This is a genomic window from Eubacterium callanderi (assembly GCF_900142645.1).
Taxonomy (GTDB): Bacteria; Bacillota; Clostridia; order Eubacteriales; family Eubacteriaceae; genus Eubacterium; species Eubacterium callanderi.
In genome coordinates, this window is the sequence record NZ_FRBP01000013.1 from 118,451 (window position 1) to 142,143 (window position 23,693).

At 46.0% G+C, this 23,693-nt stretch carries 24 protein-coding genes; all 24 read left to right on the plus strand.

Features of this window, described 5'->3' with window-relative positions; genetic code table 11:
- Window positions 1-41 precede the first annotated feature (41 nt).
- Complete coding sequence (locus BUC22_RS17285; RefSeq protein WP_013380741.1) at window positions 42-689, plus strand: helix-turn-helix transcriptional regulator; 648 nt, start codon at window positions 42-44, stop codon at window positions 687-689.
- On the plus strand, window positions 682-1,425 hold the full coding sequence (yqeC, locus tag BUC22_RS17290) for a selenium cofactor biosynthesis protein YqeC (protein WP_013380740.1): 744 nt from the start codon (window positions 682-684) through the stop codon (window positions 1,423-1,425). Before BUC22_RS17285 ends, yqeC begins: the two co-directional genes overlap by 8 nt.
- Window positions 1,419-2,039 carry a nucleotidyltransferase family protein gene (locus BUC22_RS17295; RefSeq protein WP_013380739.1) on the plus strand — a complete coding sequence of 207 codons (621 nt, stop codon included), beginning with the start codon at window positions 1,419-1,421 and terminating at the stop codon, window positions 2,037-2,039. Before yqeC ends, BUC22_RS17295 begins: the two co-directional genes overlap by 7 nt.
- A complete protein-coding gene (gene yqeB, locus BUC22_RS17300) occupies window positions 2,029-2,826 on the plus strand; it encodes a selenium-dependent molybdenum cofactor biosynthesis protein YqeB (RefSeq protein ID WP_013380738.1) in 798 nt (265 codons plus the stop codon). The genes BUC22_RS17295 and yqeB overlap by 11 nt, the downstream gene beginning before the upstream one ends.
- 42 nt (window positions 2,827-2,868) lie before the next feature.
- Entirely contained in the window at window positions 2,869-4,020 is a 1,152-nt protein-coding gene (locus BUC22_RS17305; RefSeq protein WP_013380737.1) for an aminotransferase class V-fold PLP-dependent enzyme, read from the plus strand.
- 13 nt (window positions 4,021-4,033) lie between these two features.
- Complete coding sequence (selD, locus tag BUC22_RS17310) at window positions 4,034-5,080, plus strand: selenide, water dikinase SelD (protein WP_013380736.1); 1,047 nt, start codon at window positions 4,034-4,036, stop codon at window positions 5,078-5,080.
- Between the two features lie 13 nt (window positions 5,081-5,093).
- On the plus strand, window positions 5,094-5,705 hold the full coding sequence (gene yedF, locus BUC22_RS17315) for a sulfurtransferase-like selenium metabolism protein YedF (RefSeq protein ID WP_013380735.1): 612 nt from the start codon (window positions 5,094-5,096) through the stop codon (window positions 5,703-5,705).
- Between the two features lie 2 nt (window positions 5,706-5,707).
- A complete protein-coding gene (locus BUC22_RS17320; protein WP_041689875.1) occupies window positions 5,708-5,983 on the plus strand; it encodes a putative Se/S carrier protein in 276 nt (91 codons plus the stop codon).
- Between the two features lie 19 nt (window positions 5,984-6,002).
- Complete coding sequence (locus BUC22_RS17325) at window positions 6,003-7,019, plus strand: molybdopterin-binding protein (protein WP_013380733.1); 1,017 nt, start codon at window positions 6,003-6,005, stop codon at window positions 7,017-7,019.
- A gap of 8 nt (window positions 7,020-7,027) precedes the next feature.
- Window positions 7,028-8,035 (plus strand): XdhC family protein, encoded by a 1,008-nt coding sequence (locus tag BUC22_RS17330; RefSeq protein WP_073383285.1) that lies wholly within the window; start codon window positions 7,028-7,030, stop codon window positions 8,033-8,035.
- 27 nt (window positions 8,036-8,062) lie between these two features.
- Window positions 8,063-8,740, plus strand: a complete 678-nt coding sequence (gene modB, locus BUC22_RS17335) for a molybdate ABC transporter permease subunit (RefSeq protein WP_013380731.1) — start codon at window positions 8,063-8,065, stop codon at window positions 8,738-8,740.
- Entirely contained in the window at window positions 8,737-9,789 is a 1,053-nt protein-coding gene (locus tag BUC22_RS17340; protein WP_013380730.1) for a sulfate/molybdate ABC transporter ATP-binding protein, read from the plus strand. The genes modB and BUC22_RS17340 overlap by 4 nt, the downstream gene beginning before the upstream one ends.
- Window positions 9,790-9,794: 5 nt before the next feature.
- Window positions 9,795-10,595, plus strand: coding sequence for a molybdate ABC transporter substrate-binding protein (modA, locus tag BUC22_RS17345; RefSeq protein ID WP_013380729.1), 801 nt, complete (start codon window positions 9,795-9,797; stop codon window positions 10,593-10,595).
- Between the two features lie 551 nt (window positions 10,596-11,146).
- A complete protein-coding gene (locus BUC22_RS17350; RefSeq protein ID WP_070081240.1) occupies window positions 11,147-11,464 on the plus strand; it encodes a hypothetical protein in 318 nt (105 codons plus the stop codon).
- A gap of 35 nt (window positions 11,465-11,499) precedes the next feature.
- Entirely contained in the window at window positions 11,500-12,549 is a 1,050-nt protein-coding gene (locus BUC22_RS17355; protein ID WP_013380726.1) for a V-type ATPase subunit, read from the plus strand.
- A 20-nt stretch (window positions 12,550-12,569) separates the two neighbouring features.
- Entirely contained in the window at window positions 12,570-14,537 is a 1,968-nt protein-coding gene (locus BUC22_RS17360; protein ID WP_013380725.1) for a V-type ATP synthase subunit I, read from the plus strand.
- 62 nt (window positions 14,538-14,599) lie between these two features.
- Window positions 14,600-15,034, plus strand: coding sequence for an ATP synthase subunit C (locus tag BUC22_RS17365; protein WP_013380724.1), 435 nt, complete (start codon window positions 14,600-14,602; stop codon window positions 15,032-15,034).
- A 20-nt stretch (window positions 15,035-15,054) separates the two neighbouring features.
- A complete protein-coding gene (locus BUC22_RS17370) occupies window positions 15,055-15,357 on the plus strand; it encodes a V-type ATP synthase subunit F (protein WP_013380723.1) in 303 nt (100 codons plus the stop codon).
- Between the two features lie 12 nt (window positions 15,358-15,369).
- Window positions 15,370-15,987: a V-type ATP synthase subunit E gene (locus BUC22_RS17375; RefSeq protein WP_070081239.1), complete on the plus strand. Its 618-nt coding sequence runs from the start codon at window positions 15,370-15,372 to the stop codon at window positions 15,985-15,987.
- Window positions 15,988-17,775, plus strand: coding sequence for a V-type ATP synthase subunit A (locus BUC22_RS17380; RefSeq protein ID WP_013380721.1), 1,788 nt, complete (start codon window positions 15,988-15,990; stop codon window positions 17,773-17,775).
- Window positions 17,776-17,786: 11 nt separating this feature from the next.
- Complete coding sequence (locus tag BUC22_RS17385) at window positions 17,787-19,172, plus strand: V-type ATP synthase subunit B (RefSeq protein WP_038351487.1); 1,386 nt, start codon at window positions 17,787-17,789, stop codon at window positions 19,170-19,172.
- Between the two features lie 10 nt (window positions 19,173-19,182).
- A complete protein-coding gene (locus BUC22_RS17390; protein WP_013380719.1) occupies window positions 19,183-19,809 on the plus strand; it encodes a V-type ATP synthase subunit D in 627 nt (208 codons plus the stop codon).
- A gap of 230 nt (window positions 19,810-20,039) precedes the next feature.
- A complete protein-coding gene (locus tag BUC22_RS17395; RefSeq protein ID WP_158308586.1) occupies window positions 20,040-21,437 on the plus strand; it encodes a 3D domain-containing protein in 1,398 nt (465 codons plus the stop codon).
- Window positions 21,438-21,986: 549 nt separating this feature from the next.
- On the plus strand, window positions 21,987-23,414 hold the full coding sequence (locus BUC22_RS17400) for a hypothetical protein (RefSeq protein WP_013380716.1): 1,428 nt from the start codon (window positions 21,987-21,989) through the stop codon (window positions 23,412-23,414).
- The last annotated feature ends 279 nt before the right edge of the window (window positions 23,415-23,693 follow it).

The window sequence follows — 23,693 nt, forward strand, 5'->3', positions numbered from 1 at the left end:
TTCTTTGTTTATATGAATCAAAGTTCAGAAGGAGAATAATTATGGCAAAAGATCTTGAATCCTACAAAGTACTGGTAGACTTTTTAGCAGATTATTTAGGAGAAAACACAGAGGTGGTACTGCACGACCTCTCGGACTGTCAGTCATCGATTGTGGCAATCCGAAATGGCGATATCAGCGGACGTGAATTAGGGGCACCGGTTACGGACTATGGCCTTAAGCTTATTAAGAATGAGGCCTACAAAGAAGCGCCATACCGTGTAAACTATCGGGGAATGTCTCCGAGAGGCAACATTATACGTTCGGCAACGTATTTTATTAAGGATGATGACGGCGAGCTGATCGGTCTGCTCTGTCTGAATATGGATTGTCAGAAATTTGCGGAAGCCCGGGATATCCTGGAATCGCTCATTACAGTTGAACCACTCAGAAAAGATGAAGAGACTGAAGAAAACTTCAATATTAATGTCAAAGAGCTGGTCATCAATAACATGAGCCGTGTGCTGCCAAGCAATCACGGAGACCTCAGGAAAATGGGCAAGCAGGAAAAAATTGAAGTGGTTGAAAGACTTCAGGGACTTGGAACCTTTATGGTTAAAGGGACTATCTGGCACGTGGCGGACATGCTCGGCGTTTCGGTACCGACCGTTTACCGCTACCTGGCTACCATTAAGAAGGAAAATGAATAAAAAACTTTGTGTGCAAAATGAGAACATGAAACTGTCAGCGCTGTTCGGTATCGAACAGCCTGACTTTGTTACGGTCACCGGAGGCGGTGGTAAGACGTCTCTGCTTACCTGTCTGGCAAGTGAGCTTAGGGATAAGGGCAGAACCCTTTTAACCACCACCACAAAAATGCGCTATCCAGACGCCTTTGACGGCGAGGTCATCATAACAGCGTCGTATATGTGGCTGTTGAACTGCTTGGTGAAACAGGACCGTGATCTGTATTATTTTGCAGAACGCTGTATTGAGGATCATAAGGTGAAGGGGGCGGCACCCGAACTGCTGGACTGTCTTTTTAAAGAGCTGACGGACTGGATTTTTCTGAATGAAGGAGACGGAGCTGGAGGAAAGCCCTATAAAATATACAGAGAGTGGGAACCTGTTATTCCCAAAAACACAACAAAGCTGATCCATGTGATTGGCTGTGAGCTTTTAAACGAATCCATAAGCGATGCGAACCTGCACCGCTGTCCTCAGAAATTGAAGGGAAAACGCTTTGACCTCGATTTTTTCAGGGAGAGTATGGACTGGTTTGTGAGTGAGAAACTGAGAAACTTTGAAATTCCCAAATTTTTGCTTGTCAATAAGGCAGATAAAGGAAATGAAAAGAAAGCGGAGATGCTTTGTAAAGCGGCAAAACCTTATTTTGACGGTTGTATTGCTGCGTCTTTGTGTGAAAGGACCTGGTATTTATGTTAGGAGCTGTTATTCTTGGAGCAGGACTGTCGCGCCGCATGGGCAGTGAAAAGCTTCTCTTGCCCATAGGCAGAAAAAGAATCCTGGAAAAAACCATTGATGGTGTGGCAGAAAGCTTTGAGAACTTTGAGAGTGTAATCGTTATTGTAACACGAGAAGCTGTTCTTAACGGTATCGAGACGCGTAAAGGGGTTATTTATTTAGTTAATGATCAGCCAGAGCTTGGACAGTCGACTTCTTTAAAAATAGCAGTCGCTTATCTCGCGAAACATTACCCAGAGTGTCAGGGCATTCTTGTGTTTCTCGGTGACCAGCCCCTGGTCAGCAAGGAACTGGCAGGTAAAATAGAACAGGTGATTACGAAAAATCCGATGAGCATAATAATGCCGGAATACAGGGGACAGAAAGGCCATCCCGTGGCTTTTGGAAAATGTTGGTTTAAGGAACTGTTGAAAGTCTCGGGCGATGCCGGCGGCCGGGGGATTATAAAAAAGCACCCCGAGGTCCTGATAAAAATTCAGGGAGACAGAACCTGCGTCATGGACGCTGACACCCCTGAGGACTATCAGCGTTTACTGGAATATTATGAAAAGGAATGGGCTGAGAATGAAAATTAGTGAAACGATTATTGTGCGCGGAGCCGGAGACATTGCCACTGGAACCATATATCGGCTTTATAAGGCGGGATTCAGAGTGATTGTCCTGGATATTGAAGCCCCTACTGTTATCCGGCGCACTGTCGCGTTTGCCCAGGCCATTCAGGATGGTATGGCTGTTGTGGAGGATGTGGCGGCAAGGCGTTGTGAGTCCATTGAGGAGGTGTGCTATTGCCTGAAAAAGGGTGAGATACCCGTCTGTGTCGATCCAAAGGGTGATATGATTCGTATGGTTCGTCCAGATGCGGTGGTCGATGCCATACTCGCCAAAAAGAATCTTGGAACTACCCGGGATATGGCAAAAGCTGTTATTGCTCTCGGCCCTGGATTTACCGCGAAAGAGGATGTTGACGCCGTGATTGAGACCAACAGGGGTCACCACCTTGGAAGAATTCTGTATGAGGGAATGGCGGCAAGAAATACCGGTATTCCCGGAAACATTGGCGGCTATACACACGAACGGGTGATCCACGCGCCAGATTCTGGAACGATCCGGCTGTGTCATGACATCGGGGATCTGGTAAAAAAGGACGAATGTCTTGCCCTTATAGGGGAAACCCCGGTTATATCCAAGCTCGACGGCGTGCTGCGCGGTATGATTGCCGACGGTACGAGTGTTAAAAAAGGGCTGAAAATTGCTGACGTTGATCCACGGGGAGATATAGCCTATTGCTATACAATCTCGGATAAGGCCCGGAATATCAGCGGCGGGGTTCTGGAAGCGGTCATGTATTTATTGAAGGAGTAGAAACGGTGCAACAGGGCAGTGAAAGCTTAAGGAGCGTGCAGAATGAAAGGAATTTATTTTGACAATGCCAGTACCAGCTGGCCAAAAGCTCCGGGAGTGGTGTCTGAGATGGCAGGCTATCTGGAGAATATCGGCTGTAATGTGGGACGAGGGAGCTATGAACGGGCATATGCGGTATCAAGAAGGGTTTACGAAACCCGTGAGAAGCTGCGCTGCCTGTTTGACGCCGAGGATAACAAAAACGTAATTTTCACAGCGAATGTCACGCAGGCGGTCAACATGGTGCTCAAGGGTTTTCTGAGACAGGGAGACCATGTGCTTATTTCGGGTCTGGAGCATAACGCCGTGGTGAGACCACTGGAACATCTGAAGCAGACAGGCCTTACCTGCGATGTGATTCCATGTGACAATCTGGGTAACTTAGAAGTAACGTGTATTGAAAAAATGATAAAGCCAGAAACCAGGGCTGTTGTTATGACGCACGGCTCCAATGTAAGCGGGAATATTCTGCCCATTGAGTCTGTTGGACGGATATGTAAAAGCCACGGTCTGCATTTTATTGTGGATACGGCCCAGACAGCAGGTCTGCACAATGTCAGCATGCAAAGAGCCAATATCAGCGCTCTGTGCTTTACCGGGCACAAAGGACTGATGGGTCCGCAGGGTATTGGCGGCTTTCTGGTGACAGACGAATTGGCAGAGCAGATGGCCCCACTGTTAGACGGAGGGACAGGAAGTGTATCAGACCAGCTTGATATGCCAGACTTTTTGCCAGATCGCTTTGAGGCCGGGACGCTGAATCTCCCGGGAATCTATGGACTCAGCAGCGCACTGGATTATCTGAACTCCGTTGATAAAAACGAGCTGCTTATGATTGAAGAACAGTTAACAAAAGCTTTTATCCGTGGTGTCGAAGCTATTGATGGCCTGCAACTTGTCGGAACTGCGGATCACCGGAACCGCTGTGCCCTGGTTTCGGTAGATTGTCTGACAAAGGACAATGCGCAGGTAGCCTTTGAGCTGGACAGGGATTACGGCATTATGACACGGGTGGGAATGCACTGCGCCCCACTTGCGCACAGGTCCTTGGAAACATACCCACAGGGAACACTGCGTTTTTCCTTCAGCCATTTCAATACACTGGATGAAGTGGCCTGCGCTTTGGAGGCACTTCAAAAAATTACATCAGAATGAAAGGACAAATGTCATGTCAGAAAACAAACCGAAACGCCTGACCGAAATGGTCAGAAATTGTGGATGTGCCGCGAAGCTTGGACCAGGAGCACTGTCAAAGGTCTTGAAAGACCTTGAACTAAAAGACTGTGACAGCCTGATCATCGGGCTGGAAAACTCGGATGATGCTGCGGCTTACAGGATTAATGACAAGCAGATCCTGCTCCAGACCCTGGATTTTTTTCCGCCCATTGTGGATGATCCCTATCTCTTTGGACAAATTGCCGCGACCAATGCCCTGAGCGATATTTACGCCATGGGCGGAAAGCCGCTGACTGCGATGAATATTGTCTGTTTTCCAGAAAGGGAAGACAAGAAAATTTTGTCTGAAATTCTGAGAGGCGGCGCGGATAAGATACAGGAAGCCGGCGCTGTTTTGGTAGGCGGACACTCAGTCGATGATCCAGAGCCAAAATACGGCCTGTCCGTGACGGGCATAACGGACTGCCTGCACCTTCATGGGAACTGCCATGCACGGGAGGGGGATAAGCTCATTCTTACCAAGCCTGTCGGAACTGGGATTATCGTATCCGCGATCAAGGGCGGTATTGCGACGCCTGAATCACGCGAAGCCGCGATTTTGTCCATGACGACGCTGAATAAGACGGCCTGTGAGGTTATGGGCTTATACGATGAGGTGCACGGCTGTACCGATATTACGGGTTTCAGCCTGGGTGGCCATGGAATCGAGATGGCCAAGGCCAGTCATCTGAGTATGGAGCTTGAGGCTTCGGCCATTCCACTTCTGCCTGGAGTCATCGAACTGGCGGAGATGGGGATTGTGCCTGGCGGCACATATCGGAACAGAGAATACTTCGGACCAGATTACAGATCATCGGTGAGTGGCGGGATGGAGGATATTATTTTTGACCCTCAGACTTCCGGCGGTCTGCTGATCAGTGTGGCGCCCTCTGAGTCAGAGAATCTTTTAAAAACGCTGAAGGTTGAGCTGAAAACAGACTGCGCCCTTGTGGGACAACTTACAGACAGGCAGGACAAGGCCCTGATTATAAAAGAATAAAGGAGAAAGCACAATGACTAAAATAATTGATGCCACGGGTAAGGCGTGCCCTATGCCAGTTATCATGGCAAAAAAAGAAATTGAAGCAAACCATGACAGCTTTATCATAACCGTTGACAACGCCATTGCGGTTGAAAACCTGAAAAAACTGGCTGTGAGTCAAAGTTATGATGCTGTGGTAAGCGGCAGCGGAGAACGTTTTGAAGTTCGGTTTATTACAGATGGCCGGGAAATACCAGAGACAGAAATGATTGTATTGCCAGATAGCAGCGCCACCATCTGGGGAACAGGCAAGTGGGTTGTCTTTATGGGAAAGGACTATATTGGTGAGGGTGACTATGAGCTGGGGAGCGCTTTGGTAAAAATGTTTTTTTATACTCTTTCCCAGGCCGATGATGTGCCGGAGAGCATCTTGTTTATGAACAGCGGTGTTAAGCTGCCTACCCTGGATGAGCAGGTTGTTTCCCATTTACAGGCTCTGGAGGACCGGGGGGTGAAAATACTGGTCTGCGGAACCTGCCTTGACTATTATAAGCTCAAGGGTGACCTGAAACTTGGTGAAATCAGCAATATGTATGACATTACAGAAAAGATGTTTGCCGCCTCAAAGGTCATTGCGCTGTGATCATGAAAAGACAGGATGATTACTTACTGGCCTTTGCCAATACCCATGCAGCGATGACCGCTGAAGGAATTTTAAAAGGTCTTTTTGAAATTAGGATTATTCCAACGTTAAGGGAGATTTCAGCGGGCTGCGGTATTTCAATAAGTATTAAGGCATCGGATATAGAGGCCGTATTAAAGCAGCTGAAAACAGCGAAATTTAATGAATCGCTGATGGACATCTACGCAGTGTGCTGCAGAGACGGAAAGATCTGTCCCCAGCCTGTGTGTTCAAAATAAAATTAAATGAGGCAGTAAAATGGAAAGTGTAAAAACAACAGAGGCCGTGGGGCTGATATTATGCCACGACATGACACAAATCATAAAAGATGAGTTTAAAGGCCCGAGGTTTCGGAAGGGCCATGTGATTCAGGAAAAAGATATCTCAGTGCTTTTATCCATGGGAAAGGAGCATGTCTATATTTGGAAAAACGATCCAGGCATGGTTCATGAGAATGCCGGGGCCGAGGTTCTGTACCGGTTATGCGCAGGTGAGCATATGTCCCCTTCGGAGGTAAAAGAAGGAAAAATTGAGGTGATCGCGGAGATTGACGGATTGCTGAAGGTGAACAGCGAAAAGCTGAAAGCGCTCAATGCCCTGGGTGAGCTCATGATCGCTACCCGGCATGGGAATTTTCCAGTTAAAAGGGGTGACAAGCTGGCAGGAACCCGGATTATTCCACTGGCTATTGAGAAGGATAAGCTGGACTGCGCTGTAGCCCTGGGGGGCGGAGAGCCCATTCTCGAGCTGCTTCCTTTTAAAAGAAAGAAGGCGGCTGTCATCAATACTGGGAGTGAACTTTACGCGGGGCGGATTGAGGATGCTTTTGGTCCTGTGATCAAAGATAAGCTGGAGGAATGTGGCGTCGAGGTTATGGCACAGGAGATTCTTCCCGATGATGAGGCGTTAGTTTCAGAAAAAATCAGTGAATTCATTGAAAAAGGCGCCGAGATGGTCATCTGTACCGGAGGAATGAGCGTGGATCCGGACGATATTACACCCAACGCCATAAAAAAGACAGGCGCTGAGATTGTCAGCTACGGGGCGCCGGTATTGCCGGGGGCGATGTTCTTACTGGCTTATGAGGGAGAAATACCCATCATGGGGCTGCCGGGATGCGTGATGTACGCCAAAAGAACGGTGTTTGATCTGGTGCTCCCAAGGGTAGTTGCAGGGGAAAGGCTGGTGCAGGAGGATTTATCCTCTCTGGGTGAGGGTGGCCTGTGTCTGAACTGTGAAGTCTGCACCTACCCAAACTGTGGTTTTGGAAAGTAGAGGATGACATGAAAGATTTTTACAGAGCACTTAAGCTATCAAAAAAGACAAATGAACCCCTGGCTGTCGTTACGATTATTCATTTTCATGGTTCTGCGCCCAGAGGGACGGGTGCCTGGATGGCTGTTTATAAGGATGGCACCACCATTGGTACCGTGGGTGGTGGTGCCATGGAATACGATGCTCAGCAGGAAGCAAAGAAACTGTATGAAACCAGGACTTCTTTTATGAAGGAATACATACTGAGGCCAAATGAAGCTGGTGACCTCGGTATGGTATGCGGCGGAAACGCCATGTTGTATTTTCAGTATTTATCTCCGGATAACCCACAGACAGAAAATCTGATAGAAGAGCTTGGCAGAGCATATAAATCCAATGAGGATGCCTGGCTTCTCACCAGTTGGGAAAAGCCTGCGGTGTTTGAGATGGCTGTAGTCAATGAAAGGATAAAAGAAACAATGCCTTATAACCTCGAATTGTTTCAAAAAGAAAGTCGTTTACTTAAGAAGAATAAAATCTGTTTCTTTTCCCGGCCATTGTTGCTAAACGAACGGGTTTATGTGTTTGGCGGAGGGCATATCGCTAAAGAGCTTGTGCCAGTGCTCAGCCATCTGGATTTTAAATGCGTGGTTATTGATGATCGGGAGGTGTTTGCTAACAAGGAGGCCTTTCCAGACGCGGACGAGGTCTTTGTCAGTGATTTTAAAAATATCAGCACGTTTTTAAAGATTGGCCCTTCAGATTATGTGGTCATAATGACCAGAGGGCATCAGAATGATTATCTGGTCGAGGCGCAGGTCCTTAAAACAAAAGCTCATTATATAGGTGTTATCGGCAGCAGGAAAAAGACAGCGGTTGTTAATGAAAAGCTCATGAGGATTGATGGCTTTACACAGGAAAGACTGAATATGGTTTATACGCCGATCGGAAAGGCAATCAAAGCTAAAACACCGGCAGAAATAGCGATCAGTATCGCCGCGGAGCTGATTGAGGTGAGGGCATCGGACAATGTATAAAAGCTTTTAAATAATGGAGGTGATTGTATGGCAGAGGGTTACTCACCCCTCCTGATTTCATTAAAAACAGCCCTTCTGGCAACAGCTGTCACTGTCGTCCTCGGGATTCTGGCAGCCCGGCTGGTTATCCGTCTTCCAGAAAAGGCCCAGTGGCTGACCGATGGCATCCTGACGCTTCCGCTGGTTTTGCCTCCGACAGTTATTGGTTTTTTCTTGCTGATGATTTTTGGCAAAAATAGCCCTTTGGGGCAGGCACTGCTGCAGTTTGGGATACGCGTTGTTTTTTCGTGGAGCGGAGCGGTTGTCGCCGCCATTGTTGTTTCTTTTCCGCTCATGTACCGCACGACAAAGGCTGCTTTTGAACAGATGGATCAGAACCTCATTGATGCCGGGAGGACGCTGGGGCTTTCGGAGCGCTACATTTTCTGGCAGATCAGAGTTCCGGTTTGCTTTCCGGGGATTGGAGCTGGTATGGTACTGGCCTTTGCCCGGGCTATTGGCGAATTTGGGGCGACACTTATGATTGCAGGGAACATTCCTGGCAAAACACAAACCGTTCCTCTGATCATCTACACGGCAACGGCGGCCGGAGATATGCGTTTAGCCATGCAGTGGGTCGCAGTTATCGTCGCCATCTCGCTGCTTTCCATCGGCGGCATGAATATCTGGCTGGCCCGGCAGGGAAGAAAGACAGGCGGAGCATGAGTATATTGGTAGATATTGAAAAGCGATTTAAAGGGTTTAATCTGAAAGTACAATTTGAAAGCGGTGAGGGGGTGACCGGTCTGCTGGGTGCTTCCGGGTCGGGGAAAAGTATGACCCTGCGATGTATTGCAGGGATTGAAAAGCCGGATAAAGGAAGAATCATAGTCGATGGTATTACATACTTTGACGCTGAAAAGAAAATCAACCTGTCGCCCCAAAAAAGGAACGCTGGCTATCTTTTTCAAAATTACGCACTATTTCCGAATATGACAGTAAGCCAGAATATTATAGCCGGGATGAAAAAAGGCGCGGACGATACACAGAAAATCCTGGAGCAGATGCTCGAGCGTTTTCAAATTAATAAATTAGAGAACCGTTACCCGGCACAGCTTTCTGGCGGACAGCAGCAGCGAGTGGCGTTGGCAAGAATTTTTGCGCGCAGCCCGAAAGTCCTCATGCTGGATGAACCCTTCTCTGCTTTGGACACCTTTTTAAAGTGGGAGCTGCAGTGTGAGGTTTCAAAAATTTTGAAAGACTATGAAGGGACCACGCTATTTGTCTCACATTCGAGAGATGAAGTCTTTGCCATTTGTGAGCGTGTTGCAGTAATCAATGAAGGAAAAATCGACCAATTTGGTGCGTTGCGAAATATTTTTGAAAACCCGAGCTGTGTATCCACTACGAAACTAACTGGTTGTAAGAATGTTTCAAGGATAATCCCCTTGCAAGATCATTGCTTTGAGGCGGTGGACTGGGGTTGTGTGTTTTGCTCGGATGTTCTGCTTTCGCAGGATATGACCCATGCGGGCATCCGGGCGCATTTTTTTGAACCGGCAGAACAACCAGGTGAAAATACCATTCAAATAGAGATTATGAATGTTATCGAATCCCAATTTAAGGTGTCTGTTTTGTTCAAACCTTATGGAAAGGAGGTGAACCATCCGCTGTGCTGGGATTTTGAACGTGTTTACTTTGGAAAAGAACCTGGGCGTGAATATCCAAAATATTTAAAAATTTCACCCCAAAATATCATATTAATGAAAGGATAAAAAGCATGAAAAATGTAAAAAGATTGATTGTTACTTTTTTGGCAGGAGCCTTAGTTTTTAGCTTTACCGCTTGCAGCACACAAAACAATGCACAAACAGGAGACAGCACAGACAATATCAACCTGACCATTTCGGCAGCTGCCAGTTTAAAAAATGCCATGGAGGAGCTGACACCAATGTACGAGGAGGCCAGCAAAGGGCAGACACTAACTTTTAATTATGGCGGTTCCGGTGATCTTCAGAAACAGATTGAGAATGGCGCGCCGGTGGATGTTTTTATTTCTGCTGCACAAAAGCAGATGGACGCTTTGGAACAGGAGGGGCTTCTGGCAGATGGAACCCGTGAAGATTTGCTGAAAAACAATCTGGTTTTAATTGCGCCAAAGGGCAATGCGGAGATTACGGCCATTGAGGATCTTGGTACAGATAAAGCTGCCCGGGTAGCTTTAGGCGAACCGAGCGCAGTACCCGCCGGCCAATATGCGGAGGAAGCGCTGACCAGCCTTAACCTTTTAGACAGCGTTAAGGCAAAAGCGGTTTACGGTAAAGATGTTACACAGGTATTGACCTATGTAGAAAATGGAGAAGTGGATGCAGGGCTGGTCTACGAAACAGACGCAAAATCAGTCCCGGACAAGGTTACCATTGTCAGCAAAGTTCCAGAAAGCAGTTACAGAACCGTCGTTTATCCAATGGCTGTTCTTAAGGGCAGTACCCAGCAGGATGCAGCTAAAAATTTTGAAAGCTTTTTAAAAAGTGATGAAGCGAAAGCTGTTTTTAAAAAATACGGCTTTGAGTCCTTATAAATTAAAGATGAAATTTTAAAAGTAGATATTAAAAAACGGGGAATGCCGGATGCGTGTAATTTGTGTCCAACGAGGTGCTTGCTGTTAAACAATTAAAATCACCCTCCCTAATTTTCTTTTTAGCGGCTCCCGGCTAAAGCACCGGGGGCTTTTTGAGGTTAAAGTGATGGATGAAAATTGTGGTTGATTTTAGCGCATTCCATGATTGTACAAAAAGAATAAAAGCCAATTTGTTTTTACGCATTGTTGCCATCACACTTGCTTATATATATTTAATAGGAAGATAAATTTAAATTATCGTGGATTTTTGGTGTAAAAGGGTATAAAATATCAACGGAGTGAATATAATTTCATTCTGGGAATCCATTATTTATAAAAAGCCACGCTATTATTACTGATTAGTGACTAAAGATACTACAATTATGAGCTTTTGTCTAAAATATGTAATTTAAACCATTTCAAAAATAAAAATAGTGGTTGCTTTGTATACACAAAGTGCTATAATGGGTTCAGACTAGAATTAATTTTTGAAGAAGGAGGTCGTTATTAGGATGATAAATGAAGTGCTTCATCAGATTATCGATCTGGACAACCGGGCCAAAAAAATTAAAGCCAGCGCCACAGCCCGTGCGGAAAAAATCGTATCCGATACCAAAGACGAATTAAAAGAAGAAGAGACGAATGTTATCACCGCTGCAAAAGAAGAAAGTAAAAACAATTATGACGTTGAAATCAGGAAAGCTGAAGAAGAGAAAGATAACGCCATAAAAGAAATGTCTAGCTCGATTAAATCATTGCGAGAGCAGTATGAAAGTGCAAAAAAAGAAAGTGCTAAAAGAGTTTTGGACGAACTGTTTCAGTCGATCTGATTCTTGAAAAATTTAAAGAAAAGTAGTGAAGATTAATGGCGAATAGTAATCATGCGTGTGTGAACACGAAATTATTGGCAATGAAGTCAAAGATGCTTGGAACTCAGGATTACGAGGCGCTGATTAAAGCCCCTTCGCTGGATGACCTTTTTTATTACCTGAAGGACAATACCTATTACGGGCCATTTCTGGAGGAGGTTCACACGGACCATCTTCACCGCCTGGAACTGGAAGTGCCCCTCACCCGGATGAAGATTTATGAAATTGAGAAGCTGATGCATTATCTGCAGGGAGAAGAAAAGACCTTTGTAAAAACTTTGCTGATCCGTTCAGATATTGAAAGCCTTCGTGTTTTGATCCGCGGGATTGCCCGTGGCGATAATCTTGAAGAGCTCGCCGGGTTTCTGGTCTATTCAGAAAAGTACACAAACATACCCTTTGACAAATTGGTAAAAACAAAAGATTGGGACAGCTTTAAAAAAGCCCTGGTCGGCACAGATTATTATCGTCTTCTCGAAATCTACAAGCAGGTAACCGTAGAGGATGACCTCTTTCCCATTGAAAAAGGGCTGGAACGCTATTACTACGATAAGCTGAAGAACAACCTGAACAAGCTGGATCAGAAGAAGAACAAGGACCTTATCAAGACAACGCGTGAGGGCATTGATCTTTTAAACCTGGTTTGGTTTTATCGTGGGAAGAAGTTCTACCACCTTTCCCGTGAGGAGCTGCTGGCCTATGCGCTGCGCGGCGGTCTTAAGATTAAAGAGAAAGATATTCAGCATATGAGTGAGATCAAAAACATGGATGCCCTCCATGAAGTGATGAAATCCTACAGTGAATATGCTTTTCTGTTTAATCATTCGAAAACACTGGACCTGTATATGGAAAGAAGACGTGAGCGATTTATGTACTATGCCTATCTGAAGCTGTTTAACGGAACAGAAGCTGGCCTGGGAAAAGTCGTTGCATTCATACGGCTCATTGAATACGAAATTGAGGATATTACCTCCATTATCGAAAGCAAGCGCTACCGTATGTCTGTAGAAGAAACAGAAAAATTTTTAATCAGATCTTTTGAATAAGATGTGAAAGGAAGTATTATATGGCTATAGAAAATGTTATGATGATGAACGTTGTAGGCAAAATAAACTACGTCGACCGTTTCGCTAAAGACATTTTTCTTTTCAATGATATCCAGATTGTTGATGCCATGAACGAAATTGATACCGGGCGTTTTACTTTGCCAGTCTGCGAAGAAAACATCGGTGAGCTGCTGGGATTTGCCCAGCTCGTTCCTGGCGAGAACATGGTGGATGAGAAGATTTTTGTGCAGAAGGTACAAAAATTAAATGAGCTTTACGACAATAAGCTGACCCTGGATACAAAAGCCCTGTCCAAAAAGGAATACGACCTTGGTGAAATTCTTGAAAAAGCCGATCGTTTCCAAAACTATCTGGATACGGAATTTGAAAATCTTGGAAAAGCGCGGGAAGAACTTAAAAAAGTTAACACGAGTATTGAAGCCTACGAATACATCAAAAATATTGATGTAAAGATGGAAGATTTAAACAACATGGAATACTTCACCTATACCATCGGCTCTGTCTCTAAAGACAACGCGGCCAGGTTAAAGAGTATTTACAACACGGTTACTTCCATTGTGTTCCATGTGGGGGACACCAGCCAGAACGAAGAGGTCTTTCTGATTATTTCACCTAAGGATTTTGAGGTGGAGACCAACCGTATTTTAAAGGCGTTGAATTTCAAGCTGGTTGAAGGCTATGACGATGCTTATGTAAAAGTACCGGGAGATATTTTAACAGACCTGGGGCTTGAGAAAGTAAAACTGGAAAAAACAATTTTCGAAAATGAAACGTTGCTTAGAAAACACCGCGATGAAAACAGAGTGGAAGCAGAAGAAGTTTTTAATGTGCTCACACTTTATGCAAACTTGAATATCATTAAAAAGTACATGGCTTTCAGCGATGAAAACTTCTATTTTTCCGGCTGGGTCTCCAAAAAAGACAGAGCGGCCCTGGAAAAGATCGCTGCGCAGTATGACAATATGATTGTCATGTTCACCGATCCCGACGCGGCCAACAAACCGCCGACAAAAATGAAAAACAACTGGGTTTTCAGGCCCTTTGAGACACTGGTAAAAATGTACGGGGTGCCAGCATATAATGAGTTAGATCCCACCCCATTTCTCAGTATCACATATTTATTTTGCTTTGGGTATATGTTTGGGGATGTAGGCCAAGGTCTTGTCCTATTACTGGCCGGCTATATCTTAGGCAAACGGGGAGTAGAATTGGGGCATGTTATTGCACGGATGGCATGCAGTTCCATTATTTTTGGCTTCATATACGGAAGTATATTTGGTAATGAGTCGATTCTGCCGACACTTTGGGTCAGACCTTTTGAAAACATCAATACGGTGCTTTTGACGGCAGTTGTGATCGGTGTGGTTATGCTGTTTATTGCTTATCTGTACAGCATCATCAACAAGCTGCGAGCGGGGGACATTAAAGAAGGACTCTTTGGCAAGAATGGTATTGCCGGCTTTGTCCTTTATATCAGCATCTTGTTGTGCGCGCTCTGCGCTACGGGGATCATCCCGGGCGGCAGTGCCTTTACACCGTTTTTGGCAGTTCTTGCAGTCGCGTTGGTCATCTTGGTGCTGCTGCGTGAGCCTATCGCCAATACCATCAGAAAAAGAAAATTATATGATACATCCGCAGGGGATTATTATGTGGAAAGCGGATTTGAGCTTTTTGAAATGCTGCTGGCCATGCTCAGCAACACCCTGTCGTTTATCAGAGTCGGGGCCTTCGCGCTGACTCACGTTGGACTGTTTATGGCATTTGAAACTCTGGCCACAATGGTGGGCGGCGGTTTCGGCGGTGTGATTGTTCTGATCATTGGTAATGTTTTAATCATCGTGCTGGAAGGTCTGATCGACTTTATCCAGTGCCTGAGATTACAGTTCTATGAACTGTTCAGTAAGTATTATACAGGCGACGGGGAAGAATTCGTCCCTCTGAGCAGTGAAATCAGAAACACACTTTAATCAAAATAACATGATCAATATTTCTATCCCTGATGGGATACACGAAGAAAAAGGAGTTTAAAATGAGTATTTTAACAATTATTACAATTTTAGCTGGTCTTTTAGTTCTGGCAACCATTGCCGGTGGTGTTTATTTTATTTATAAGGACTGCACCTCTGAACAGAGCCGCCTGAAAAAGTTTTTAAGATTTAATTTAGCCGGATTTATCCCGACTATGGCTGCTGCTTTAATTATGTTTGCTCCATCTGCTGTTGCTGCTGCTACCAATCCTGCCGGCATGTCCGACGCTGGTCTGGGCTACATTGGCGCCGCACTGTCTACCGGTTTGGCCTGTGTGGGTGCAGGTTACGCTGTTGGTGTCGTTGGTTCCGCCGCTCTTGGCGCTGTATCCGAAAATGAAAAGATTCTTGGTAAAACTCTGATCTACGTAGGCCTGGCTGAAGGGGTTGCCATTTACGGATTAATTATCTCTATCATGATCATCGGTAGTCTCTAAGCCTTTAAGGATATGACAAAATGAAATCTTTTGTGATCAGCGAAAATCGTGATTCCTATTTAGGCATGAAATTAGCTGGAATCGAAGGCGCCTACGTCAGAGATCAGGAAACCATTGAAAGTACGTTTAAAGAAGCCCTCAAGAACAAGGAAATCGGCATTATCTTTCTGACCGAAAAGGCTTATTTAATGATCGAGGATCTCGTACTGGATACCAAAAAAAAGGTTCTCTTCCCTTTGATCACGGTCATACCGGACCGCTATGGTTATCAGAGAGAGCAGGGAATCATCACCCAATATATTAAAGAATCCGTAGGATTGTAAGGAAGTGAACACATGATATCAGTTGAAGAAAAACTTGGTGTCTTTACACAATATCTCCTAAGGAAACAACGCGAATGGGGCAAGCAGACCATCAATACAGCGAAGGATAAAAAGCTGGAAATGGTGAAGGCTTCTGGTGAAAAAATCAAGGAAGAAAAACGCAGTATCGAAGAACGCGGTTACCACGTTATTTTCCGTGATAAGAACAAAATCATCGCCCAGGGTAAAAACACTGCAAAAACAGAGCTTTTGGAAGAAAAAAGCCGTATTTTGGAGGATTTTAAACAGGCGGTGCTGGATGAAGCCAGAAATTATGTCGGCACAGAAATCTACCGCGGTTACCTTGTAAAATGTCTGGAAAAGGTTCCGAGCATTTTGAGAGACCGCAGGGATATCATTATTTTTGTAAATGACCCGGACAGTGCGTTTGTCAAACAAAACGCCTCAAAGGTTCTGCCCGATTACACCATCACATTTGATGCATTACCTGCAGGCACCATTGGGGGCATTGTAGTCAGAGACACAGACAATCGTATAAATTGTGACTTTACCGTTGAAAATCTTGTTCGTACCAACTACAAGACAATCGGTATGCACTTAAATGAAGTAATGGAAAAGCAGGTGGGTTAATTGAGTAATGAAGTAAAGAATGAAGTAAAAGGCGTTATTTCAGGCATCAACGGACCCGTTGTTACAGGAACCAATATGACCGCCTTCCAAATGCGTGAAATGGTCATGGTTGGCAAGAAAAAGCTGATCGGTGAAGTCATTGTACTGGACGGCGACATCGGAACGATCCAGGTATATGAAGAAACCGAAGGCCTGATGCCCGGCGAGGAAATCCTGTCAACCGGGATGCCTTTAAGCGTAAAGCTTGGACCGGGGATGCTAAAAAATATGTTCGATGGTATCCAGCGTCCGCTGGAAAAAATTCAGGAAATCTCACCGGTGTTTATCCCGGAAGGGATCGGCCTGATGTCCATTGATGAAGAAAAAATGTGGGATTACAAAGCCAGACTGAGTGTTGGCGATACCGTAAAACCCGGACAGATTTTTGGGACTGTACAGGAAACCCTGATGATTGAGCACCGCCTCATGGTGCCGCCGAACGTAAAGGGCACTGTTGTGGAAGCCAGAGAAGACGGCAGTTACAATATCGAAACAGTATTGGTTGTTGTTGAGGATGAAAGAAAGAGACGGCACGAGCTCAAAATGTACCAGGAATGGCCGGTAAGAACACCGCGCCCAACCAGGTTCAGAAGAGAGCCGGAAAAACCACTGGTCACCGGCCAGCGTATCATTGACTTTTTCTTCCCCATTGCCAAGGGCGGTACAGCAGCTATCCCTGGTGGTTTCGGTACAGGTAAGACCACAACCCAGCATCAGCTGGCCAAATGGTCTGATGCGGATATTATTATTTATATCGGCTGCGGCGAACGTGGGAATGAAATGACCGAGGTTATCGAAGATTTCCCAGGCCTCATCGACCCGAAATCCGGCGAATCCATCATGGAACGTACGGTTATGATCGCCAACACCTCAAATATGCCGGTTGCGGCCCGTGAAGCCAGTATCTACACCGGCATCACCATGGCAGAATATTTCAGAGACATGGGCTATGACGTGGCCATGATGGCAGACTCCACCTCCCGTTGGGCAGAAGCCCTGCGTGAAATCTCCGGCCGTCTGGAAGAAATGCCGGCTGAAGAAGGTTATCCGGCCTATCTCTCATCCCGTATCGCAGAGTTCTACGAACGCGCAGGCTCTGTAGACACCTTGTGCGGGGAAGAGGGCTCTATCAGTATTGTCGGCGCCGTATCACCGGCTGGCGGGGACTTCTCAGAACCTGTTACCGAAAATACCAAGCGCTATGTCAACACCTTCCTGGCGCTGGATAAGAACCTGGCTTACGCCCGCCACTATCCTGCCATCAACTGGATGGAAAGCTATTCCGGCTATGTGAAGCTGCTGACGGACTGGTATGAAGATAACGTGGCGGAGGACAGCATCCAGCTTCGGAATAAAATGCTGGATCTTCTGTTTCAGGAAAACAAGCTTCAGGAAATGGTTATGCTCATCGGTGAAGACGCGCTGCCAGATGACCAGCGCTGGGTACTCAGTATCGCCAAGCTCATCCGAGTCGGCTTCCTGCAGCAGAATACCTTTGACGATACCGATACCTATGTACCGCTTGAAAAACAGTACCGCATGTTAAAGATTATGGATTATCTTTATGAAAAAGGGCTGGTTGGCCTGAAGCAGGGGATACCGACATCTGTGCTGTACAATGAAAAAATCTTTGATGATGTCATCAAGATGAAATACAATATTCCGAATGATGATTTTAGTGGTATTGATGTCCTGAGACAGGATATTGATGAATACTACGATGATCTCATGCGCAGATATCAGGATTAAGGAGGCACAGTATGCAGAGAGAATATCTAAAAATAGACAACATTAACGGGCCTCTTATTCTGATCACAGACGTTGAGGATGTTTTTTACGGCGAGGTTGTAAACATTCAGGACCAGGCCACCGGCGAAGTGAAAAAGGGGAAGGTCATCAAAATTGATGGCACGACCATCACCGTCCAGGTGTTCCAGTCCACAGCCGGCCTGGCAGCAGAAAACAGCGTTACCCGCTTTACAGGCGACGCCTTTAAAATCCCAATGTCCATGGACCTCATGGGCCGTGTGTTTAACGGGATTGGAGAGCCCATTGATAACGGTGCGGATATCTTCAGTACCATTGAATCCAATATCAACGGGGCGCCCATCAACCCCATGAGCCGTGAATACCCGCGTAACTTTATTCAGACGGGTATCTCCGCTATCGACGTGCTGATGACCCTTATCCGTGGCCAGAAGCTGCCGATCTTCTCCGGAAACGGCTTGTCACATAACGAGCTGGCCGCGCAGATCGTGCGTCAGGCAAAGCTGAGTGACGACGTGGACGAACAGTTCGCCATTGTGTTTGCCGCCATTGGTGTTAAGCACGATGATGAAAAGTTCTTCCGCAAAACCTTCGAGGAAGCCAATGTCATGGACCGGGTTGTCATGTTTGTCAACTATGCCGATGACCCGGTAGCAGAAAGAAACACCGCGCCGCGGTGTGCGCTGACGGTTGCCGAATATCTGGCTTTCCAGAAAGACATGCACATTCTGGTTGTCATGAGCGATATTACCGCTTACTGCGAGGGCTTACGTGAAATTTCCTCCGCCCGTGAAGAAGTACCAAGCCGTAAGGGCTACCCTGGCTACATGTACTCCGACCTGGCGGCACTGTACGAACGCGCTGGTATGCTAAAGAGCAGCAAGGGTTCGATTACCTTCCTGCCGATTCTGACCATGCCGAATGATGATATCACCCACCCGATTCCTGACTTAACCGGTTATATTACCGAAGGCCAGATCGTGTTGGGACGTGATTTGTTCCAGCGGAGTATTTATCCGCCAATTGATGTCCTGCCATCCCTCTCCCGTCTTATGAAGGACGGTATCGGGGAGGGGTACACCCGTGAAGACCATCAGGATCTGGCCAACCAGCTGTTTGCCGCTTATTCCAGAGTGCAGGAAGTCCGTGACCTGTCCCAGATTATGGGTGAGGATGACCTTTCCGAAACTGATAAGCTGTATATGGAGTTTGGCCGCGCCTTTGAAGATGAATTCCTGAGCCAGGACTTTGATGAAAACCGGACCATTTATGAAAGTCTGGACCTTGGCTGGAAGCTGTTAACCATTCTGCCAGTCACAGAGCTTGACCGTCTGAGTCCAAAACTGATCGAAAAATATCTGCCAAAGAAGAATGCGTAGGTGATCATTTATGGCCATTAAAATCACGCCGACTAAGGCAAATTTAATCAAGTCGAAGTCAAGCCTGGCCTTTTCAACCAAAGGGTATAACCTGCTCGATAAAAAGCGGACCGTCCTGATTCAGGAAATCATGAAGCTGGTCAAGCAGTCCGAGGAGATCGAACAGCAAATCACCGAAATTTTTAAGGAAGCTTATATTGCATTACAGCAGGTAACCATCAGCATGGGCCTCAACCACGTTGAGGAATATGCCTTGTCCATCCCGCAGGAGGAAGACTTCGACGTTCGTACCCGAAGCGTCATGGGCGTCGATATTCCAGAGATCGTGGATAACGTGGACAAGAATAAAAATTTCAGCCTGCCCTATGGCTTCCATGAAAATAATCCGGCCCTGGATGTGGCCATCGAGAAATTTAACGAGGTTAAGCATCTATCCTATAAATTGGCAGAAATCGAGAGTACAGCCTTCAAGCTGTCCATTGAGATCAAAAAAACACAGAAAAGTGCCAATGCTCTGGATAAAATTCAGATTCCAAAGCTTAAGGATCAAATTAAATACATCGAAGAAAGCATCGAAGAAAAAGACAGGGAAGAGAACTTCCGTATTAAAAAGGTCAAAAAACATAATCAATCATAACGTAACGTTACAAAAACCACCGAATTTGGTGGTTTTTGTTATTGTAGCGGTTTTCTAGACTGCCCTTACAAAGTCGGCCGATTTTTTTGAAATTGTTACAATATTAAGATTTATTGACACTTTAGTTGAATTTTGATAAAATTTATAGTGAAATTATTATTTTTTCTATTATACTTTCAACTGTTTTTCTAAAAGAAGAGCATGAGAAAATGAAAGGAAGCAATTATCTTATGAGTGAATTCATGAGCAGTCATTGGAAAAAGATCGTCGGTATGGTTTTCTTAATCGTATTGACCGTTGCCATGGGCATTGCCTGTGCCTTTACAATGACCAAGAACATTGAAGTATCACTGGACGAAAACACCGGAAACGGCAGCGTCCAGACCAAGACACTGGCCAGCCAGCGTCAGTCCCAGATCGGTGAAGTGCTCAAGCAAAAGGGCTATCCCGTCGATAATGGCGAGTACACTGTCAGCGTCCCACTTGACACCAAGGTGAAAGATGTCGACAATGTTACCATTAAAAAGAACGCCAAGGGAACCTTAAACGTGGACGGAAACGGCCATACCTATGATTCCGCAGCCGACACGGTCGGGGACCTGTTAAAGGATCAGAACATTACCCTGGGTGCGAGTGATGTAGTGGTGCCATCAGCAGATACCCCCTTGACCACAGAGGTTAAGGAGATCAAAATTGTCCGCCGTGAGGAAAAGGAAGAAAACCGTATGGAGGCCATTCCCTTTGAGGTTAAACAGACTGTTAATCCTGAGCTTGAAGATGGAAAACAGAATATCGTAACCGCAGGCGTAAACGGCAGCAAGAAAATTACCGATAAGCTGATCTACGAGGATGGCATTCTGGTCAGCCGTGAAACCGTATCGGCCCAGACCGTGCTGGAGCCCGTAACCGAAGTCATTGAAGTCGGCAGCAAGGTAACCACTGAAGTAAAACAGGAAACCCGTGAAGAATCCATTGCCTTTACCAGCCAGAAGGTTGAAAACCCAGAGCTGGAACAGGGAAAAACCAATGTAAAAACCGCCGGTGTCAACGGCACAGCCAGGATCACCGAAAATGTAACCTACGAAAATGGCAAGGAAATTGCCCGTTCAGTCGTCTCTAAGGAAACCATTAAGGAGCCGGTGACTGAGGTCGTAGAGGTTGGAACAAAAGCCGCAGAACCGGTGCCAACTCCGACACCTGAACCCACACCCGAGGCCACACAGCCAGAAGCTCCCGCAGAACAGCCTGCTCCTGCACCGGAACCAGCTCCAGCCCCAACGCCAGAGCCCGCCCCGGCACCTGAGCCAGAACCTGAACAGCCTGCAGAAGAAAGCAATGGGATTGACCTGAGTAATGCGACCCATTTTACCGCAAACTGTACCGCTTATGTGGCAACTGGTAACGCGACAGCCTCCGGCGCATGGCCCACATCCGGCCATACCATCGCAGCCGATCTGACCAATTATCCCATTGGCACCAGAATCTATATTCCATATTTTGACACTGTATTTACCGTAGAAGACAGTGGCGGCGCTGTAAAAGGCAATGTCATTGACATCTTTTTCGACAGCTACGCCGAAGCCATCAGCTTTGGACGCCGTAATCTGGATGCTTATGTGTTAAATTAAATCGAAATCGTAACCTCTCTGTGAAACCGGGATTGCCCGGTAAGCAGAGAGGTTTTTTTGTTGAAGAATATTGATGAAAGCTTTAAAGGGTACGCGGTCCTGAATTCTTGGGACGGTTGAGATATGCTCATTATAAAAAGAAAAAGACTCGCAGACTATTCAAGGTCTGCGAGTCTTTTTTTAATTTCACTTTTTTATAATTTAACTGCGATACCTATTATAACATTAGGTAATGAAAAAAGCATCAACTTTTTAAAAAAAATTAAATATTTTTCTTCAAAGTCAATTTATGTCTATATTTTAACAATAAAAGTGTTTTTCGTCAAATTTTCGTTTCTTATTTATAAAAGACCGATGTGGTCAAAACATGGTCAGAATAAAGCTTGAATATCTTGATTTTGAGCCATTTTCTTTATATTTTCATTTTCAATTTCAAATCCTTCTCTGGTCAGGGATATGGTCAAATTTTTCCAAGGTGGTTCCTAGGACTTTGACACAGCGTTTTGTTCGCAGACCTTGAATAGTCTGCGAACAAACGGAGGCCCCAAAATGAGTGCGGGATACGCCATCACGACGTACAAAATACAGCTGAATTACAAGCATTTAGACTGGTTTAGGCAAACCCAGTCTCTCTTTGACGCTGTCCTGGCATTCTACTATGAGTTGCTCGAGAAGCAGCCCGAAGCACTGAGCCTCTCCAATCAGAATTTACTGCGCCATTTAGAGCTGCAGACCATAAAACAACGTGACGGCACCCCGCCCGAATCGCCCCTGCCCTTTGAGAAAATCCCCCTGTATTTCCGTCGCGCTGCCATCAACGCGGCCATCAGCATGTATAGAAGCTATATGGGAAAGCTCAAGGCGTGGCAGGAGAGTCAGGAAAAACAAATTAAAAATGGAAAATTGAAAATGGAAAATTCAGGAACAGAATCGCAAAGCGATTCTGAATTGAATCAAATCGGCAAAGCCGATTTGCACCAAAACCTTCCACCTTTCACCTTCAACTTTCCACCTGAGTCGGCGAAAAAAGGAAGACCAAGCCCGCCAAAGCATCTGCATATGGCGATGCTCTATTATAAGGGCATGTATAAAGACTTCGCCGACGGAAGCATTCTGCTCAAGCTCTACACCGGCAAAGCCTGGGCCTGGGTCAAGCACCGCACTACCGGCAGACCCTTCCCCAAAAATGCCGAGCTTATGAGCCCGACCATTGTCATCAAAAAGAAAAAAGTCATGCTCCACATTCCTGTCAAGGAGATCGTAAAGGACAGCCGGACCGCCAAGGAGCGTGTACAGCAAAATGAAAAGTTTGTCGCCGTGGCCCTCACCGGTTCGGACAGCCTTGCAGTTTGTACCACCATCGAAGCAGACGGTCGCGCCACCGCCCCATATTTCATCAAAGGCGGAAAAGAACTGGCCCATCGTAGGAAGCTGCTTTTAGGGTATACCAAACGCGGCATTGCCGGAAACGATATGACGCACACTGTAGGGAACGCTGCCCTCAGCGTTCCGCAAGAGCATCGACCAAACGCTAAATACTATGAAAAAATTACCCGCGTCACCGACCACTACGCCCACGAGGTAAGCCGAAAGATCGTCGATTACGCCATTAAGCAGGGCGCCAAACTCATCGTTCTGCCCGAGCTAAAAGAAAGCTTCTACCAGGCGAAAAAGCCCTACCTGGGCAAAACACCCTACGACTTTATCGGAAGGCGCATCGCCCGCTACGTTCAGTACAAAGCCTGGCAGCAAGGCCTGGTCGCCATGACCAGCAAACCCTACTATGCCAGCACCCGGTGTTACCACTGCGATGCCCCCATCGCTAAACACAACACCGAATACCAAAACCCCAGCCCTAACTTCTACGGCGGCAAAAACTTCATCTGCAAAGAAGGCCACCGGGGGAGTACAGCGCTCAACAGCGCCAGGAATCTGGGGAAAGGGTTTTATAACAAGTTTTATCTTTCTGTTGCTTGAGCCACCAAAAGCCTTTCTCCTTGAGAAAGGTGGTAGCTGAAGGCTGACGGAAGGAGAGATAAGAATATACCTTAAATCCTGCGGAGAAATCCCCAGGTGTGCGGCCTGTCTACAGGGGAGACCGCACAGGCATAGCACCGCCCGTTTTTATTTCGCGTCGCATTGTGTTTATTCTCTTTATATATAAGGAAGATAAACACAATGCGATGAAAGTAAAGATCAAAGGATCACTTAATGATCGTGAGTGCTACGAGTTTTAAATAACAAAACGAATCAAAT